This is a genomic window from Nonomuraea salmonea, assembly GCF_042428605.1.
Lineage (GTDB): Bacteria > Actinomycetota > Actinomycetes > Streptosporangiales > Streptosporangiaceae > Nonomuraea > Nonomuraea salmonea.
On sequence record NZ_JBHMCF010000020.1, the window covers coordinates 35,101 to 51,848 of the forward strand.

The window sequence follows — 16,748 nt, forward strand, 5'->3', positions numbered from 1 at the left end:
GAGCAGGGGACGGAGGTCCTTCGGGTGGAGCGATCCAGCGGTGTGGAGGGAGTCCGACCGCGCGACCATGGCGGCCTTTTCACAACTGGAGGTATCAACGGCATCAGTCTGCCACTCTGAGAGTGACCGAACTGCCACATCGAGTGATGTTCTAGGACGCAGAGTGGACACGACCAGAGTGTCGAGTACGGCCTTCGACGGCACTCCGCAAGCACCGGCGCACGCACGCAAGTTCGTCCGTCAGGTGCTCGGCGAGTGGCGCCTGAGCCACCTCGCCGAGGACGCCGTCCTGCTGACCAGCGAGCTCGTCACGAACGCCGTGCTGCACGCGGGCACCGGCGTCGAGCTGACCTGCCGCCTGGACGTCGACGCGACCCCGGCCAAACTCGAGATCGAGGTCGAGGACCACCATCCCGCCCGCACGATCCCGCCCGCCGGCGAACCGCCCTCCGGCGACGCGACCTCGGGCCGCGGCCTCGCGCTGGCCGGGATGCTGGCCGACGCGTGGGGCGTCACCTACACCAAGCGCGCCAAACGGGTCTGGGTGCGCATGGAGATCGGCGACGGCTTCGAGCCGCACGAGCCGCCGGGCCGGCTCGGCATGCTCCCTGTCGTGCCGCTGGAGACACTGCACGTGGGCGTGCTGGTGGCCGACCTCGACGGCGTCGTGGAGTCGTGGAACACCGAGGCGGAGAAGCTGCTCGGCTGGCAGGCCGAGCAGGTCGTCGGCCGCTCGCTCAAAGACCTGGTGGCCTGGCAGGGCCACGGCCCCTACGCGCTGTCGCTGATCGACACGCTGGCGCTGTGCCGGTGGCGGGGCGAGGCGCGCATGCGTCACCGCGACGGCGGGCTCGTCCCCGTCTACGTCTCCCAGCTGCGCAGCAGGGGGCACGCGGGTGAGCGCAGGTCGATCTGGATGGTGGTGCCCGCCGAGCACCGGGGCGTGCTGACGCCGCCGTCGGCGCCGATGCGCAGGGAGGCGGGCCGGCGGATCAAGGAGCTGCTCGACCACGACATGCCGTTCACCGAGCTGCTGGACACGATCGCGCAGATCGTCCAGGTCTCCAGCGGGGGCGACGCGGCGTACGTGCTGCTGTCGGCCGAGGGCGGCGACCGGTTCGGGGTGGCGGCGGGCGCGGGCACGACGGCGGGGCTGGTCGGGGTGCTGGCCACGGGCGTGTTCGGGCCCGAGCGCAGGACGCCGGTGATGACGGAGGACCTGCTGGCCGGCGACGTCGAGCTGGCCGACCAGCTGCGGGCCAGGTCGATGGCGTGCGCGCCGCTGCTGGTCGGCGGCGCGGTGATCGGCTACCTCGTGGTCACCGCGGCGAGGCCCGGCCACTTCGACCAGGAGCTGACGATCAGCCTGCAGCACATCGCCGGTCAGGTGGCCGTCCCCGTGCAGCGGGGCCGGCTGGCCGAGCAGGACCGCGCGCACAGGGGGCGGCTGTCGTTCCTGGCCGAGGCGGGCGAGCTGCTGGCGGGCGTGCACGACGAGGAGCTGATCGCGGCGCTGACCGCGCAGCTCGTGGTGCCCAAGATCGCGACGTGGGCGGCCGTCTACCTCACCGACCTGACCGGCATGACCAGGCTCGCGCACGTCTGGCACAGCGACGAGCGCAACAACGCCGACCTGCGCAAGTCGCTGCCCGCCATCCCCCGCTCGGCGCTCGACCAGGTCGACTGGCCGATCGGCCCGGAGAACGTGCTGGCCTTCCCGCTGCTGACGCAGGGCAGGTCGTACGGCGCGCTGGTGATCGGCCGCACCGAGCCGACGCTGCCCCTCGAGCTGGCCGACCTGCTGGCGGACCTGTGCCGGCTGGTCTCGCTCAACCTGCACACCGCCATGCTGTACGCCCGCCAGGCCACCACCTCCCGCGTGCTGCAGCGCAGCCTGCTGCCTATGCGGGTGGCCCCCATGCCGGGCCTGGAGTCCGCGGTCGTCTACGAGCCGGCCGAGGAGGGCGCCGACGTCGGCGGCGACTTCTACGACCTGTTCACGGTGGCCGACCACTGGTGCTTCGCGCTGGGCGACGTGTGCGGCAGCGGCCCGGAGGCGGCCGCGGTGACCGGCCTGGCCAGGCACGCCGTACGCCTGCTCGCCAAGGAGCACTACACGGTCGCCGACATCCTCGACCGGCTCAACCACGCGCTGCTGGAGGAGGGCGACGAGGGCAGGTTCCTCAGCCTGCTGTGCGGCGAGCTGACCCCGCTGCCCCAGGGCGGCGCGCTGTGCACGATCGCCTCGGCCGGCCACCCGCCGCCGCTGCGGCTGCGCCCCGGCGGCGAGGTACGCGCGATGGCGACCCCGCAACTGCTGCTCGGCATCGAGGCCGACGCCCGCTTCCACGTGGAGACGTTCGAGCTGGCGCCCGAGGACGTGCTGCTCTGCGTCACCGACGGGGTGACCGAGCGGCGCAACGGCGACCGGCTGCTCGACGACGGCGACGGCCTGGCCGCGCTGCTGTCGGGCTGCACGGGGCTGAGCGCGCACGGGGTGGCCGAGCGGGTGCGGCACGCGGTCGAGACGTTCGCCCCCGAGCCGTCGCAGGACGACGTGGCCCTGCTGGTGATCAAGGCCTCCGCCGCCCTGCGTCAGGCGGTCAGGTGACTCAGCGGAACCGGTAGGTGGTGGTGGAGGTGCGGCGCTCGCCCGGCCGCAGCACCGTGGAGGGGAACTGCTGCTGGTTCGGCGAGTCGGGGAAGTGCTGGGTCTCCAGGCACAGCCCGGCGAACGGCCCGTACGGCGTGGCGGCCCCGTCGAGCATGCCGCCCGCGTAGAACTGCACGCCCGGCTCGGTGGTGGTGACCTCCATGGTCAGGTCGCCGCCGGTCACCGTGACCCCGCCGTCGAGCACGAAGCAGTGGTCGTAGGCGCCCTCGAAGCGCTCGCCGACGGCGTGCGGCTCGGTGAAGTCGAACACCGTGCCCTTGACCGGCGCCAATTCGCCCGTGGGGATCTTGTCGTCGTCGACCGGCAGGTAGTGCTCCGACTCCATGCGGACCACGTGGTCGAGCACGTCGCCCTCGCCCTTGAGGTTGAAGTAGGAGTGGTTGGTCAGGTTGACCACGGTCGGCGCGTCGGTCTCGGTGGCGTAGTCGATGCGCAGCGCGTCGTCCTCCAGCGTGTACGTCACCGACGCGCTCAGCGTGCCGGGGAAGCCCTGGTCGCCGTCGGGACTGACGAGCGTCAGCGTCACCGACGAGTCGCTGCGCTCGGCGACCGTCCACACCTTGGCGTCGAAGCCCTCGGTGCCGCCGTGCAGGCAGTTGGGCCCGTCGTTGGCGGGGAGGGTGAACTCGACCCCGTCGAGGGTGAAGCGGGCGCCGGCGATGCGGTTGCCGTAGCGGCCGACAACGGCGCCGAAGTAGCGGCTGCGGGTGCGGTAGTCGTCGAGCGTGTCGAGCCCGAGCACGACGTTGACCCCCGATACCTCCAGCCTGCGCACGATGGCGCCGTACGTGAGCACCTCGGCGCGCAGCCGACCCGACGACAGCTCTATCTGCTCGACCTGCCGGCCAGACGGCAGCGTTCCGAAGATCATTTCTGTGCCCTTCCCGTGGACTCGCGGACTATGAGGGCGGTGTCGAGGGTCACCGTCGCGCCCTCGCCCCCCGACTGCAGCAGCAGATCAACCGCCATTCTGCCCGCCTGCACGGCCGGCATGGCGACCGTGGTCAGCTTGGGCCGGTTGAGCCGCCCCGGCAGGATGTCGTCGAACCCGATCACACTTATCTGGTCTGGTACCCCTATCTCCATCGCCGACAGCCCCTCGATGAGCCCGAGAGCCACGAGGTCGTTGTAGGCGAGCACGGCGGTGGCGCCGCAGGCGGCCACCTCGGGGGCCACCGACAGCCCGCCTGCCTCGGTCGGCTGGTTGGGGCCGAAGAAGATCAGGTCGAGCCCTGGGGTCTCGGCGGCCACACCCTGCATCTCGTTGCTGGTCCACGAGCCGATCGGGCCGGAGACGAGCGCGATCCTGCGGTGGCCGAGCCCGGCCAGGTGCTCCAGCGCGAGCTTGGCGCCCTGGGCGACGTTCATGAGCACGGACGGCATGCCCTTGATGCGCCGGTTGACCACCACGAACGGCACGTCCTCGGCCAGGCGCTCGATCATCTTGTTCGACAGGCGGGGGCTGCACAGCAGGACGCCGTCCACCTGTTTGGCGAACGTCCTGATCAGCTCCTCCTCCACGCGCGGGTCCTCGTCGGTGTCGGCCACGAACACGTGGTAGTCGCGGCCTCTGGCCTGCGACTGGGCGGCCTTGATGAGCGGCGGGAAGAACGGGTTGGCGATGTCGGCCACGATGAGGCCCATGTTGTACGTGCGCCCGGTGGTGAGCGCCCTGGCCGCCCGGTTGGGCCGGTAGCCGAGGTCGTCGGCCGCGGCCAGCACGCGGCTCCTGGTGGCGGGGTTGACCAGGTGCGGCGCGGAGAAGGTGCGCGACACAGTCGACACGTGAACGCCGCAGGCACGGGCCACGTCCTTGATCGTCGCCGCCATCGCCGTCCTCCCTTGCAAACGGTTGCCACAGTAAACCCTGGCCGTCTCGGATAACGGCGTCAAGGTTTCTGCAACCGGTTGCTACGGCGGGCGGCGGCTCACCCGGCCGGCTTCACCACTTCCCGCCGAGTTCGTTCAGCGTGAAGATACCGCCGGCGCGGTGGTGCAGGGGCTCGTTCAGGTCGGGCTCGCCCTGCTCGGCGATGAGCGCGGCGGCGAACGGCTCGGAGGAGTCGTGCGAGACGTACCCGATGGCCTTGGCCTCCTCCAGCGACCACCAGCGGCGCGGGCTGTCGGAAACGCCCCAGACGACGTGGTAGCCGTCGGCGGTCAGGCCCGCCTCGACGAGCCTGGTCAGGTCGTCGGCGGAGATCCAGGTCGCCAGGCCGCGGGTGTCCACGGGGCCCTCGTTGCAGGTGCCGAGGCGGATGACGGTGACGTTCATGCCGAAACGGTCGTGGTAGAGGCTGCCGAGCGCCTCCATGACCACCTTGCTCACGCCGTAGAAGGTGTCGGGGCGGGGGAAGGCGTAGTCGGGCAGGTCGGCGCCGTCGGCCGGCCGGGTGTGGTAGCCGGCGGCGTGGTGGCTGCCCATGAGGACGAGGTGCTCGACCCCCTCCTTGTACGCCGCCTCCATCAGCACCTGCGTCCCCTCGATGTTGGCGCGCAGGATGTCGGCCCAGGGGTGCTCCCTGCTCTGGCCGCCGAGGTGCAGCACGGCGTCGACGCCCTTCATGGCCTCGGCCACGGCGTCGGGGTCGGCGAGGTCGGCCGTCACCCATTCCTCGCCGGGCCCCGGCTCGATCGGTTGAATGTCGGAAAGCCGCAGCGTGCGGCCTTCGCGGGCGAGCCGGGGCCTGAGCAACGTCCCGACCTTTCCCGCGGCTCCCGTCATGAGAATGCGCATGCATCCATGATGTACACGATTCTGGCCGAAATTCACATCCTTGAATGTTGACCGTGAGCCGCGTCACTAGTTACGTTCACAGGCACACATTCATGTCCACGACTCATGTCCACGTATGTGAACAGGAGGCGGTCTGATGTCACGTCGTTTGCTGGGGGTCGCGCTCGCCGCGACCCTCGCCGTAGGACTGACAGGCTGCGGTTCCGGGGGATCGTCAGGTTCGGAGGACAACACTTTGGAGATCTGGATCAGGCAGCCGCCCGATTCCGACTCCGCCAAGACCGCCAAGAAGCTGGCCGACGCATTTACCAAGGCCAGCGGGGTGCCGACGAAAGTCGTCGCGCTTTTCGACGACTTCGAAACCAAACTGAACCAGCAGGCGGCACAGCGACAACTGCCCGACATCGTCATCAACGACACCGCCCAACTCGGCACCATGGTGTCACAGGGCTGGCTCCAGCCCGTCGACAAAGCCACCCTGGCGGGCGCCGACCAGCTCGCGGAAACCGCGTGGAAGGCCGCCGCCGGCAGCGACGGCAAGTATTACGCCACGCCATTCTCCGCCCAGTCGTTCGCGTTGATCGTCCGTAAGGACTGGCGCGAGAAAGTCGGCATGGAACCGCCCGCCACGTGGGAGGACCTCTCCAAACTCGCCGTCGCGTTCACCGAGCAGGACCCCGACGGCAACGGCGAGAAGGACACCGCCGGCTTCGTCGCCCCCGCCGGCACCAAACGCGGCTACGCCTCCTGGTACGCCTCCTCCCTCATCTACGCCAACGGCGGCGACTTCCTCGCCCCCGCGGGGAACGGCAAGTACACCGCCACCGTCAACGACCCCAAGACCGTGGAGGCCGTCCAGTTCCTGCAGGACCAGTTCTGCAAGACCAAGACCGTCAACCCCGGCGCCGTCAGCAACGACACGACCGTCACCCACGAGGTGTTCGAGAAGGGCCAGGGCGGGATCTACCTGGTCGGCCCGTACGTGCTGGCCCGGTTCGTCAACAGCGTCGGCACCGACAAGATCGAGGTGCTCCCCGTGCCCAAGGGCCCGTCGGGCGGCCCCGGCACCCTCGGCGAGGGCGAGAACGTCTACATGATGGCCGGCTCCGAGAACCAGGAGGGGCAGAAGAAGTTCGCCGAGTTCGCCGTCTCCCCCGAGGGCCAGCGCATCGGCATGAACAAGGACGCCAACGGCGCCATCGTCCGCCTGCCGGTCAACACCACCGTGGACATGGCCGCCGAGCGGCAGGACCCGCGTTGGAAGGTGTTCCAGGAGTCCTACGAGCACGCGGTCTACGCCCCGCCGGTGCCCAACTGGGCGCCGATCCGCCAGACCTCGGCCGACTCCATCAACGCCGTGTGGGCCGACTGCTCAGCCGACGTCAAGACGGCCATGGATGAGCTCAACAACAAGCTCACCCAGGAACTGCAGAGCCAGAAAGCCTCATGACCTCGACACTCACCCCGGCGCGCGGCCGGACCGCGTCCCCCGGCCACCCACCCCGAGCGGTGCGGTGGCGGGGGCCGCTGATCGCCTGGCTGTTCCTGGCGCCCGCGCTGCTGCTCTTCCTGTACTTCAAGTTCATCCCCATGTTCGTGGGGCTGTGGAAGAGCCTGTTCAAGGTGCAGACCTTCCTCGGTGACGAGTGGGTCGGCCTCCAGAACTACCAGACCATCGTCAGCGACGACGAGTTCGCCTCGGCCATCTGGCACAGCGTCGTGCTCGCCCTCGGCACCACGGTCGGCTCGATCGTGCTCGGCCTCGGCCTGGCGCTGCTCATCGAGGGGCCCGCCCGCTACCTGTGGTTCGTCAGGACCGCGGCCTTCCTGCCGGTCGTCACCACGATGGCGGCCGTGGCCGAGGTGTGGCGCATCATGTTCCACCCGGCCGACAGCGGGATGCTCAACGTCATCATCGGCTGGACGGGCATCGACCCGCAGCCCTGGCTGGCCAGCGAGAACTCCTCGCTCTGGTCGATCATGCTGATGAGCATCTGGCGCGGGACGCCGTACGACATGATGATCTTCCTGGCCGGGCTGGTCGGCGTGGACCGCGCGCTGTACGAGGCGGCCGCCGTGGACGGCGCCTCCACCTGGAGGCGGCTGCGCCACATCACGCTGCCGGCGCTGCGGCCGGTGTTCTGGATCCTGTTCACCCTGGCCGCCATCCGCGGGCTGCGGGTCTTCGTCGAGGTCTACGTGCTCACCAACGGCGGCCCCAACGGCTCGTCCGAGGTGCTCATGACGTTGATCTACAAGCTCGGCTTCCAGAAGAACGAGCTGGGCGTCGCCTCGGCGGGCGGGATCGTGCTGTTCCTCGCCACGCTGGCGCTCACCGTGATCGTGCAGATGCTGCGCAGGAGGCAGGCGACATGAAGTTCGACAGCGCGCTGGGCCTGGAGGCGCGGCGGGGCCCGGTCGCCCGCGTCGGCAAGGTCCTCATCTACGCCGCGATGGTGATCGTCTTCACCGGGCCGCTGGTCGGGCTGCTGATGAGCTCGTTCAGCAAGACCCTCGACCCGACCTCCTTCTCTTTGTGGCCGGACGAGTTCACGCTGGAGAACTTCATCCAGGCCAAGGACAAGAACGTCTACCTCTACCTGCTGAACTCCTTCATCGTCGTCGGCTTCGGGCTGCTGCTGCAGGTGCTGGTGAGCGTCTTCGCGGCGTACGCGCTGGCCCGCAAGAAGTTCCGTGGCATGACGTTCGCGATGCTGCTCATGCTCACCACGATGATGCTCCCCGAGGAGATCATCGCGATCCCGCTCTCCCTCGTCCTCGCCGACATGCCGCTGCTGAACGTCAACCTCATCGGCACGTACGCGGGCATGATCCTGCCCGTCGGCGCCTGGGGCTTCTCCATCCTCGTCATGACCGAGTTCATGAAGGAGGTGCCGGTGGAGCTGGAGGAGGCCGCGCGCATCGACGGGGCCGGCGAGCTGCGCATCTTCGCGACCATCATCGTGCCGCTGTGCCGCCCGGCGCTCGGCGTGATCGGCGTCTTCGGCTTCACCATGATCTGGGACCAGTACCTGCTCCCGCTGATCGTGGCCCCCGAGTCGGACATGTGGACCCTGCCCATCGCGCTACGCTCGCTCCGCTCCGACGAGGAGGTCGGGATCGGCGTGCTGCTGGCGGCCTCGCTGCTGGCGCTGCTGCCGTCGATCATCGCCTTCCTGGCCTTCCAGCGGCAGTTCATGCGCGGTCTGACGAGCGGCGCGGTCAAGGGTTAGGCGTCCATGTATCTGGACGCTATCCAATATCCTGGATGTCCGAAGCCGCCGAAGGATACGAGATGGGATGAGCATGGAGCAGCCCCCGCTGGTCAAGTCCGCGGAGCGGACCGTACGCATCCTGGAGACGCTCGCCGAGTCGCACGACCACCTGACGCTCTCCGAGCTGCAGCAGCGCACCGGGTTCCCGCGCAGCAGCCTGCACGCGCTCATGCGCACGCTCGTCGAGCTCAACTGGGTCGAGACCGACTCGGCCAGGTCCGCCTTCGGGATCGGCCCCCACGCGCTGCTGACCGGCACGGCCTACCTCGACAAGGACCCGGCGCTGCCGTTCGCCCAGGACTGCCTGGAGGACCTCCGTGACGAGATCGGGCAGACCGTACACTTCGCCCGGCGCGACGGCGCCCACGTCCTCTACCTCGCCACCCGCGAGTCGCGCGAGGCCGACCACGTCATCCCCCGCGTCGGGCGGCGGCTGCCCGCCCACGTCACCGCGCTCGGCCAGGTGCTGCTCGCCCAGCTCACCGATGACGAGGTGGTCGCCCTGCTCCCGGCCCCGCTCGTCGCGCTCACCGAGCACACCATCACCGACCTGACCAAACTCACCGGCGAACTCGACCAGGTCCGCACCCGCGGCTGGTCCTACGAACGCGAGCAGGGCACACCCGGCGTGGCCTGCGTGGCCGTCGCGGTCGACTACCGCATCCCGGCCACCGACGCGATCAGCTGCTCGATGCCCGCCGGGCTGCCGCCCGCCGAGGTCGAGCGCATCACCGAATCAATCATCAAACACACCCGCAAGCTGGCTGCCACCCTGCGCAGGGAGGGCATCCGCTAGTCCCCAGGAAGGACCGTTGATGCGGTTAGACGGCGTTCTCTTCTTCCCCGTGACCCCCTTCGGCCAGGACGGCGGCCTCGCCGAACCCGTCCTCGCCCGCCACGTCGCCGCCGGGGTCGCCGCCGGAGCCGGAGGAGTGTTCGCCGCGTGCGGCACCGGCGAGTTCAACGCCCTCGACCCCGCCGAATACACCCGGGTCGTCTCCACCGCCGTCACCGCCACCGCCGGCCGCGTCCCCGTCTTCGCCGGAGCCGGCGGCCCGCTCCCCACCGCCCGCGCGCTCGCCCGGGCCGCCGCCTCCCAGGGCGCCGACGGCCTGCTGCTCATGCCGCCCTACCTGGTCACCGGCCCCACCTCCGGCCTCATCCGGTACGTCCGCGACATCGCCTCCGTCACCGACCTGCCCGTCATCGTCTACCAGCGCGGCACCGCCCGCTTCACCCCGTCCGCCGTCGCCACGCTCGCCGCCGACGTGCCCCAGGTGATCGGCTTCAAGGACGGCCTGGGCGACTTCGACCTGCTGCAACGCATCATCCTGACCGTCCGCCAGGCCACCTCGGAGCCCTTCACCTTCTTCAACGGCCTCCCCACCGCCGAACTGACCGTGCCCGCCTACCGCGGCCTCGGCGTCACCCTGTACTCCAGCGCCGTCTTCGCTTTCGCCCCCGAGATCGCCCTCGCCTTCCACAAGGCCGTCACCGGCGGCGACGAGGTCCTGGTCCAACGCCTGCTGACCGGCTTCTACCTCCCCCTCGTCCAGCTCAGGGACCTCGCCCCCGGCTACGCCGTCTCTCTGGTCAAGGCGGGCGTACGGATGCGGGGGCTGGAGGTGGGCGGCGTCCGAGCCCCCTTGGTGGACCCCGACCGAGAGCACCTGGACAAACTCGAGGAGATCCTCAATACGGGCCTTTCCCTGACCGGCCCCTAACCCGTCCCCGCCCTCGGCCACTCGGCCACTCGGACGCTCAGCGGCTCGGCCGCTCAGCCGCTCGGACGTTCGGCCGTTCGGACGCTCAGCCGCTCAGCCGCTCAGCCGCTCAGCCGCGCTCGGACGCGCCGATCGGGCCCGGCCGCGCCCGGTCGCGCCCGATCACCGCCCGAGCGCGCTGGAGCGTCCTCTCCCTCACGCCCAACCACCCACTCAGGCCGCTCCCCCTTGCGCCCACGAGCACTCCGCGCAATACCCCCGATTGCGCCGCCCCTCCCCATGCCGCCCCTCCCCATGTCACCCTCCACATGCGGCCCCTCCACATGGCCCCCCGACACCCGATAGCCCACCGGGGCGCTCATATCTCTCCGCGGCTCTCTCCGCGGCGCGCCTCCCTGCCGCCCCTCGGCTGGTCGCGCACGCGAGCTTCCCCCCTCACATCCGGGCCCTTCATCCATCCCCCGCGTCCGGGACCCTTCATCCCTTCGTCCGGGCCCTTCATCTTCCGTGTGCGGCCACCAGACCCACGAGGCCGGAACGACGAAGGGCCCGCCGGACCGGGCGAGGTGGGGAATCACCTCATCGCCCAGTTCGGCGAGCCCTCCTGCAGACTCACCTCCGAGGTGGGGAATCACCCCATCGCCCGGTTCGGCGAGCCCTCCTGCAGACTCACCTCGTCCGAAGGCTCACACCTGGAGGCGGCCGTCCACTCGGCGCGGGATGGACAGCGGGTTCGCGTCCTTGAGCTCCTCAGGCAGCAGCGCCTCCGGCCAGTCCTGGTACGCCGTCGGCGCCACCCACCGCTCGATCGCGGTGGCCCCGACCGACGTGGAGGTCGTGGTGGCGGACGGCCAAGGCCCGCCGTGGTGCATGGCCCAGCACACCGCGACCCCGGTCGGCCACCCGTTCCAGATGAGCCGCCCGGCCTTCCTGCCCAGCACCTCGACGACCTCGGACGCCTCCTCCGGCGCCACCCCGTGCACGCTGGCGGTCAGCGACCCTTCGAGCCGCTCGAGCACCGGCCGCAGGTCGGCGACGTCGCGGTAGGTGACCACGATGGCGGCGGGCCCGAAGCACTCCTCCCCGATCTCCGGCAGCTTGGCCGCGAACGTGTCGAGGTCGGCGGTGAACGCCTTCGGCGTGACCGCCCAGCTGCCCTCGCCCGGCTTGCCCTCGGCCAGCAGCTGCAGCTCACCCAGCCGCTCGACGCCGCCGAGGTAACCGTCACGGATGCGCTCGGCCAGCATGGGACCGCCTGCCGCACCCTCGACGGCCTCCACGATCGCCTTGCGCAGCTCGTCATCCTCGGGCACGAACAGCAGGCCGGGGTTGGTGCAGAACTGCCCGACCCCGAGCGTCAGCGACGCGGCGAACCCCGCCGCCACCTCCTTGACCGGCGCCGACGGCAGCACGACCACGGGGTTGACGCTGCCGAGCTCGCCGTAGAACGGGATGGGCGTCTCCCGCTCGTCGATCAGCTTCTGAATGGCCTTGCCGCCGGCCACCGACCCGGTGAACCCGGCCGCGACGACCGCGGGGTGCTGGACAAGGTCGGCACCGGCCTGCATGCCCTGGACCAGGCCGAGCAGGTCGGGGTTCGGCAGCGCCTCGCTGATGATCTTGGCGACCCGCTCGGACGTGTTGGGGTGCCCGGGATGCGCCTTGACGACCACGGGGCACCCGGCCGCCAGCGCCGAGGCGGTGTCGCCACCGGCCACCGAGAACGCGAACGGGAAGTTGCTGGCCGCGAACACCGCCACCACACCCGGCAGCGCGTGCTTCATCCGGCGTACGTCGGGCCTGGGCGGCGTCAGCGAGGCGTCAGCGTGGTCGATGATCGCCTCAAGGTAGCCGCCGTCCCTGATGACCTCGGCGAACAGCCTGAACTGCCCCGCGGCACGCGCGACCTCGCCGCGCAGGCGTCCCTCACCGAGCGCGGTCTCCTGGTCGGCGAGCTGCCACAGCTCGTCCACGTGGGCGGAGAGCGCGTCGGCGACGGCTTCCAGCGCGACGGCCCGCTCGGCCGCCGGCGTCGCCCGCCACGCCGCCCCGGCAGCGGCCGCCGCGGAAACGATCCTGTCGACACCGGCGCTGTCGGTCTCGGGCAGGGCGGCGCCCACGGTTGCGCCGGTCCTGGGGTCGTGTCCGTAGATCATCGAAAGGCCCTTCGGATGCTTGACACTTCTTCCACCTGATTCTTACAGTTGCGGCAACTTGTCCACAAATCTGGCCATTGTTCACATACATGAACGGCGAGCGCATGATCATCAGGCAGGTCCACGTAACTCCCGTCGCCTTCAGGGATCCGCCTCTTCTCAACGCCGCCGGAGTCCACGAGCCGTGGGCCCTGCGTACCATTGTCGAGGTCGTCACCGACGAAGGTCTGAGCGGGCTGGGCGAGACCTACGGTGACCTGCACCATCTCGCCAAGGTACGCGACTGCGCCAATGCTGTGGTCGGCCTCGACGTCCACGCGCTCAACGAGATGTACGCGAGGATCGCCGCGACCGTCGGCGGCACGGTGACCGACCTCCATGGCCTGACCGGTGCCGCCACCAAGGAGAAGAGCATCGACCGCGTCTTCTCCCCCTTCGAGGTGGCCTGCCTCGACATCCGCGGCAAGGCGGCCGGCGTGCCGGTGAGCGACCTGCTGGGCGGCAAGGTCAGGGACGCCGTCCCGTACAGCGCGTACCTCTTCTACAAGTGGGCCGGCCACCCCGGCGAGGAGCCGGACCGCTTCGGCGCCGCCCTGGACGAAGCGGGCATCGTGCAGCAGGCGAAACTGCTCATCGACGAGTACGGCTTCGCGTCCATCAAGCTCAAGGGCGGCGTCTATCCGCCCGACCAGGAGATCTCCGCGATCCGTGCCCTGCACGACGCGTTCCCCGGCGTGCCCCTCCGCCTCGACCCGAACGCCGCCTGGTCGGTGGCGACCTCGATCCGCGTGGGCCGCGAACTCGAGGGCACGCTCCAGTACCTGGAGGACCCGACGCCGGGCATCGACGGCATGGGCGAGGTCGCCGCCGCCGTCCCCATGCCCCTCGCCACCAACATGTGCGTGGTCACCCCCGAACACTTCCCGCCCGCCATGGCCGCCCGCTCGATCGGCGTACTCCTCCTCGATCACCACTATTGGGGCGGCCTCGTACGCTCGTCGCAGGTGGCCGCGATGTGCGACGCCTTCGGCCTGTCGATGTCGATGCACTCCAACTCCCACCTCGGGATCAGCCTGGCCGCCATGACCCACCTGGCCGCCGCCACCCCGAACCTGACGTTCGCCTGCGACACGCACACGCCTTGGCAGGACGGCCAGGACGTGGTCAAGCCCGGCGCCCTCCGCTTCGAGAACGGCGCCGTCCCCGTCCCCACCGCTCCGGGCCTCGGCGTAGAACTCGACCGCGACGCGCTGTCGACGATGAACGAGCAGTACAAGAAGTGCGGAATCACGGCACGGGACGACACGTCGTACATGCAACGCTTCACCCCGTCCTTCACCGCCACCCGCCCCCGCTGGTAACCCGCCCTTGGCCAACACGCCCCTCTTCACCCCGCTTCTGCTCAAAGACAGAACCCCGCTCCCCCCACCTCCGGCCAAAGACGGAAACCCTCCGCACCCACCTCTGGCCAGGGACGGAAGCCTCCCGCGCCCACCTCTGACCGGAGACGGGAACCCTCCGCACCCACCTCTGACCAGAGACGGGAAGTCTTCAGTGCCCACCTCTGACCGGAGACGGAAGTCTTCAGTGCCCACCCCCAGTCAGCGGCGGAAGCCTCCTGCGCCCCCAGCCGGTCAGGCACAACAAGCTGCCCCACCTGCCTCCCGCCAGAGCCGCAAAATTTCTCCGCCCACCTCTGGTCGGACAGGGCAAGCTCCCTCATCTACCCCACGCCAGGCCAGAAGACCCTTCCACCCACCTCAGGTTGAAGCCGCAAGCCCCTACACCCACCCTGAGGCTCGGGACGGAAGCCTTCTCCCTCACCCCCAGCCTCAGGCTGCGGGCAGAGGTCCTCTCGCCCACCCCAGGCGGGGGGCAGAAACCCCTCAGGTTGAGGGCAGAAGCCTTCTGTCCTGCCCTCAACCTGAGAGCGAAACCCCTCACCACCTTCGGTCCCCGGCCGAAAGCTCCCTCTCCCACCTCAGACCGAGGCCGAAGCGCTCTCCACCCTTGCCCCACAGGGGGAAAGCGCGCCTGGCTGGCCTGCGATCAGATTGGGAAGCACCCCCATCCACGAACCGTCCCCCATGGACCGTGCCCCCACGAACCGTGCCCCCACGGACCGTGCCCTACGAACCGTGGCCCACGGACCGGCACCTACGGTTCCTCACCTACGGACTCCAATGCCGAGGGACGGCTCGGACCGACTCCCATTCGCGCGGAACGAACCACCGACTCAAATGCGCGCGAACGGACCCCACCGACCTTTATCTGCGAGGACCGTCACCCACAGACCGCTACCGGCAAGGACCGGACTGAACCCCACCGTTCCTCCGTTCCGCTTGGCAAGGAACACCCCTAACCCCTTTCCTATGGCTGCCATCGACAAATCCATCGACCTATCCCCCATCCGTAACGAAGACACTTCCAGCAAGGAGACCCTGTGGTGAACGTCGCCTACCTGTACCCCTGGGACGTGGTCGGTGACCCGTCGGCCCCCAGCCGTCTGGCCGACCTGGGCGTCGAGGCGGTCGCACTGGCCGCCAGCTACCACTCGACACGAGCGGCCACGCCGTACCATCCGGCCCACCGCGTGCTGGACGTGCCGTACCCGGCCTTCTACCTCCCCATCCGCCCCGCCTCCTGGTCCCGCCTGGTACCCGCCGCCCCTACCTGGACCCCGGCCGACGCCTACCTCCAGGCCAGGGACGCCCTCAAGGCAGTCGGCCTCCAGGTGCACGCCTGGACGGTCCTCACCCATAACTCCCACCTCGGCGCCGCCAACCCCGACCTAGTCGTCCGCAACGCCTTCGGCGACGCGTACCCGTACGCCCTGTGCCCATCGCACGAGGACGTCATCGAATACTGCGAGAGCCTGGTCAGAGAAACCCTGACGCTGGGAGAACCGGACGGCCTGATCCTGGAGGCCTGCGGCCCCATGGGCTTCGGCCACCAAACCGTCCACGAAAAGACCTCCGGCGCCGACTGGACCCCGGCGGACATCGACCTCCTCTCCCTGTGCTTCTGCAAGAACTGCGCCACCCGATACCCCGACCAGACAAGGTCAGTGGTCCGCTCCGCAATAGACCGGACCACAACACCCAGCCCCCACTCCGAAGCCACCGCCACGCAGACAACACCGGGCACAGCACGCACCATCGCCCCTCCCCTCTCAGCCGAACAAGCCCTAGGCGACCTGGCAGACGAGGTACGCCAAGCCCGCACCACCCTGACCACCACCCTCCGCCAACGCCTGATCACAGTGGCGAAGGAAACCGCCCCCCACGTCCCCATCACCCTCCATGCCAACCCCGACCCCTGGTCGACAGGCGCCTTCGCCCCTCTCCCCGCAGGCGAACCGAACGCCGACGTCCTGGTAGCCAACTGCTGGGGCGACCCATCCACGGACGCCACCCGCCTGACTCACCTCAAGACTCTGACGAACGACCCCCAACGAGTAGGCGCCTACGTATTGGCCCTCCCCCCACGCCCCGCCGACCCAGAGGTATTGGCCGACCAGCTGAGGACGTACAGCAAGGCAGGAGCCACGGAATACCACCTGTACCACGCCGGCCTAGCCTCCCCCCAGCGACTGTCAGCCCTAGCGCAGGCCCTCACCCTCCTGTCCTAATCCACAAGGTCTGTGCCGGGGGGGGAAGGGAGGCCGGCCGCACGTTCCCGAACCACTCCGGCCTCCCAGCCCACTCCACCACCCCACACCTCCACGCCCCGGCTCGCACCCTCACGCCCTCACCACCCCGACCTAAGCACCGCCCCACGCACAGCACTCGCCGCCCCGAACGCCACCCTCACCGCTGCCTCTCGCCCTCTCACCGCCGCACCTTGAACCCCGCCCCACGAGGGGACCCCCATGCGGAATGCAGCCCCACGCGAGATGCAACCCCACGCGAATACCGGTCCCCGCGACGCAGCCTCACACGAACGCCAACCCCCGCGACGCGGCCTTACGCGAACGCCAACCCCCGCGATGCGGCCTTACGCGGAATGCAGCCCCTTGCGGGATGCCGGTCCCGCGAGATGCAAACCCCACCCTCACCGTCAACCGGCCCACCCTCACCACCGCGTTCTCACACCCGGGCCGATCCCGTACCGCCGCACTGTCCCCGGCGTCACCCTCGAGCCACGATTCGGGCTGTGCAACCTTCCGCCAGCGCACGGCCT

The 16,748-nt window shown here is 69.8% G+C and carries 12 protein-coding genes; 8 read left to right on the forward strand and 4 right to left on the reverse strand.

Annotated features, from left to right (window positions below; genetic code table 11):
- Nucleotides 1-163 precede the first annotated feature (163 nt).
- Entirely contained in the window at nt 164-2,611 is a 2,448-nt protein-coding gene (locus ACFFR3_RS20905) for a SpoIIE family protein phosphatase (RefSeq protein ID WP_379483665.1), read from the forward strand.
- Nucleotide 2,612: 1 nt separating this feature from the next.
- Here the strand turns inward: ACFFR3_RS20905 and ACFFR3_RS20910 are convergent, their stop codons facing one another.
- The 3 genes from ACFFR3_RS20910 to ACFFR3_RS20920 all read right to left on the reverse strand — a co-directional run bounded on the left by ACFFR3_RS20910 (nt 2,613) and on the right by ACFFR3_RS20920 (nt 5,411).
- The gene (locus tag ACFFR3_RS20910; protein ID WP_364383148.1) at nt 2,613-3,545 is read right to left on the reverse strand and encodes an aldose epimerase family protein; all 933 of its coding nucleotides are present in this window, start codon (nt 3,543-3,545) and stop codon (nt 2,613-2,615) included.
- A complete protein-coding gene (locus ACFFR3_RS20915; RefSeq protein WP_345398776.1) occupies nt 3,542-4,504 on the reverse strand; it encodes a LacI family DNA-binding transcriptional regulator in 963 nt (320 codons plus the stop codon). Before ACFFR3_RS20915 ends, ACFFR3_RS20910 begins: the two co-directional genes overlap by 4 nt.
- Before the next feature lie 112 nt (nt 4,505-4,616).
- Complete coding sequence (locus ACFFR3_RS20920) at nt 4,617-5,411, reverse strand: NAD-dependent epimerase/dehydratase family protein (RefSeq protein ID WP_345398773.1); 795 nt, start codon at nt 5,409-5,411, stop codon at nt 4,617-4,619.
- Between the two features lie 235 nt (nt 5,412-5,646).
- Between ACFFR3_RS20920 and ACFFR3_RS20925 the strand changes: the two genes are divergently transcribed.
- The 5 genes from ACFFR3_RS20925 to ACFFR3_RS20945 all read left to right on the forward strand — a co-directional run bounded on the left by ACFFR3_RS20925 (nt 5,647) and on the right by ACFFR3_RS20945 (nt 10,410).
- The gene (locus ACFFR3_RS20925; RefSeq protein ID WP_379483666.1) at nt 5,647-6,861 is read left to right on the forward strand and encodes an ABC transporter substrate-binding protein; all 1,215 of its coding nucleotides are present in this window, start codon (nt 5,647-5,649) and stop codon (nt 6,859-6,861) included.
- Nucleotides 6,858-7,787 (forward strand): carbohydrate ABC transporter permease, encoded by a 930-nt coding sequence (locus ACFFR3_RS20930; RefSeq protein ID WP_379483667.1) that lies wholly within the window; start codon nt 6,858-6,860, stop codon nt 7,785-7,787. The genes ACFFR3_RS20925 and ACFFR3_RS20930 overlap by 4 nt, the downstream gene beginning before the upstream one ends.
- The gene (locus tag ACFFR3_RS20935) at nt 7,784-8,644 is read left to right on the forward strand and encodes a carbohydrate ABC transporter permease (protein WP_345398758.1); all 861 of its coding nucleotides are present in this window, start codon (nt 7,784-7,786) and stop codon (nt 8,642-8,644) included. The genes ACFFR3_RS20930 and ACFFR3_RS20935 overlap by 4 nt, the downstream gene beginning before the upstream one ends.
- 67 nt (nt 8,645-8,711) lie before the next feature.
- Nucleotides 8,712-9,482, forward strand: a complete 771-nt coding sequence (locus ACFFR3_RS20940) for an IclR family transcriptional regulator (RefSeq protein WP_364383133.1) — start codon at nt 8,712-8,714, stop codon at nt 9,480-9,482.
- Entirely contained in the window at nt 9,451-10,410 is a 960-nt protein-coding gene (locus ACFFR3_RS20945; RefSeq protein ID WP_379483745.1) for a 5-dehydro-4-deoxyglucarate dehydratase, read from the forward strand. Before ACFFR3_RS20940 ends, ACFFR3_RS20945 begins: the two co-directional genes overlap by 32 nt.
- A 686-nt stretch (nt 10,411-11,096) precedes the next feature.
- Here ACFFR3_RS20945 and ACFFR3_RS20950 read toward each other — a convergent pair.
- Entirely contained in the window at nt 11,097-12,566 is a 1,470-nt protein-coding gene (locus ACFFR3_RS20950; RefSeq protein ID WP_345398749.1) for an aldehyde dehydrogenase (NADP(+)), read from the reverse strand.
- Nucleotides 12,567-12,655: 89 nt separating this feature from the next.
- Here ACFFR3_RS20950 and ACFFR3_RS20955 point away from each other — a divergent pair, with 89 nt between their 5' ends.
- Nucleotides 12,656-13,927, forward strand: a complete 1,272-nt coding sequence (locus ACFFR3_RS20955) for a glucarate dehydratase family protein (protein WP_379483668.1) — start codon at nt 12,656-12,658, stop codon at nt 13,925-13,927.
- Between the two features lie 1,085 nt (nt 13,928-15,012).
- Complete coding sequence (locus ACFFR3_RS20960; protein WP_379483669.1) at nt 15,013-16,197, forward strand: glycoside hydrolase family protein; 1,185 nt, start codon at nt 15,013-15,015, stop codon at nt 16,195-16,197.
- Nucleotides 16,198-16,748: the final 551 nt, after the last annotated feature.

Coding starts and splice junctions, on each gene's coding strand:
- ACFFR3_RS20915 (WP_345398776.1), bottom strand. CDS start 4,504: ATGGCGGCGACGATCAAGGACGTGGCCCGTGCCTGCGGCGTTCACGTG.
- ACFFR3_RS20955 (WP_379483668.1), top strand. CDS start 12,656: ATGAACGGCGAGCGCATGATCATCAGGCAGGTCCACGTAACTCCCGTC.
- ACFFR3_RS20935 (WP_345398758.1), top strand. CDS start 7,784: ATGAAGTTCGACAGCGCGCTGGGCCTGGAGGCGCGGCGGGGCCCGGTC.
- ACFFR3_RS20950 (WP_345398749.1), bottom strand. CDS start 12,566: ATGATCTACGGACACGACCCCAGGACCGGCGCAACCGTGGGCGCCGCC.
- ACFFR3_RS20920 (WP_345398773.1), bottom strand. CDS start 5,411: ATGCGCATTCTCATGACGGGAGCCGCGGGAAAGGTCGGGACGTTGCTC.
- ACFFR3_RS20910 (WP_364383148.1), bottom strand. CDS start 3,545: ATGATCTTCGGAACGCTGCCGTCTGGCCGGCAGGTCGAGCAGATAGAG.
- ACFFR3_RS20940 (WP_364383133.1), top strand. CDS start 8,712: ATGAGCATGGAGCAGCCCCCGCTGGTCAAGTCCGCGGAGCGGACCGTA.
- ACFFR3_RS20930 (WP_379483667.1), top strand. CDS start 6,858: ATGACCTCGACACTCACCCCGGCGCGCGGCCGGACCGCGTCCCCCGGC.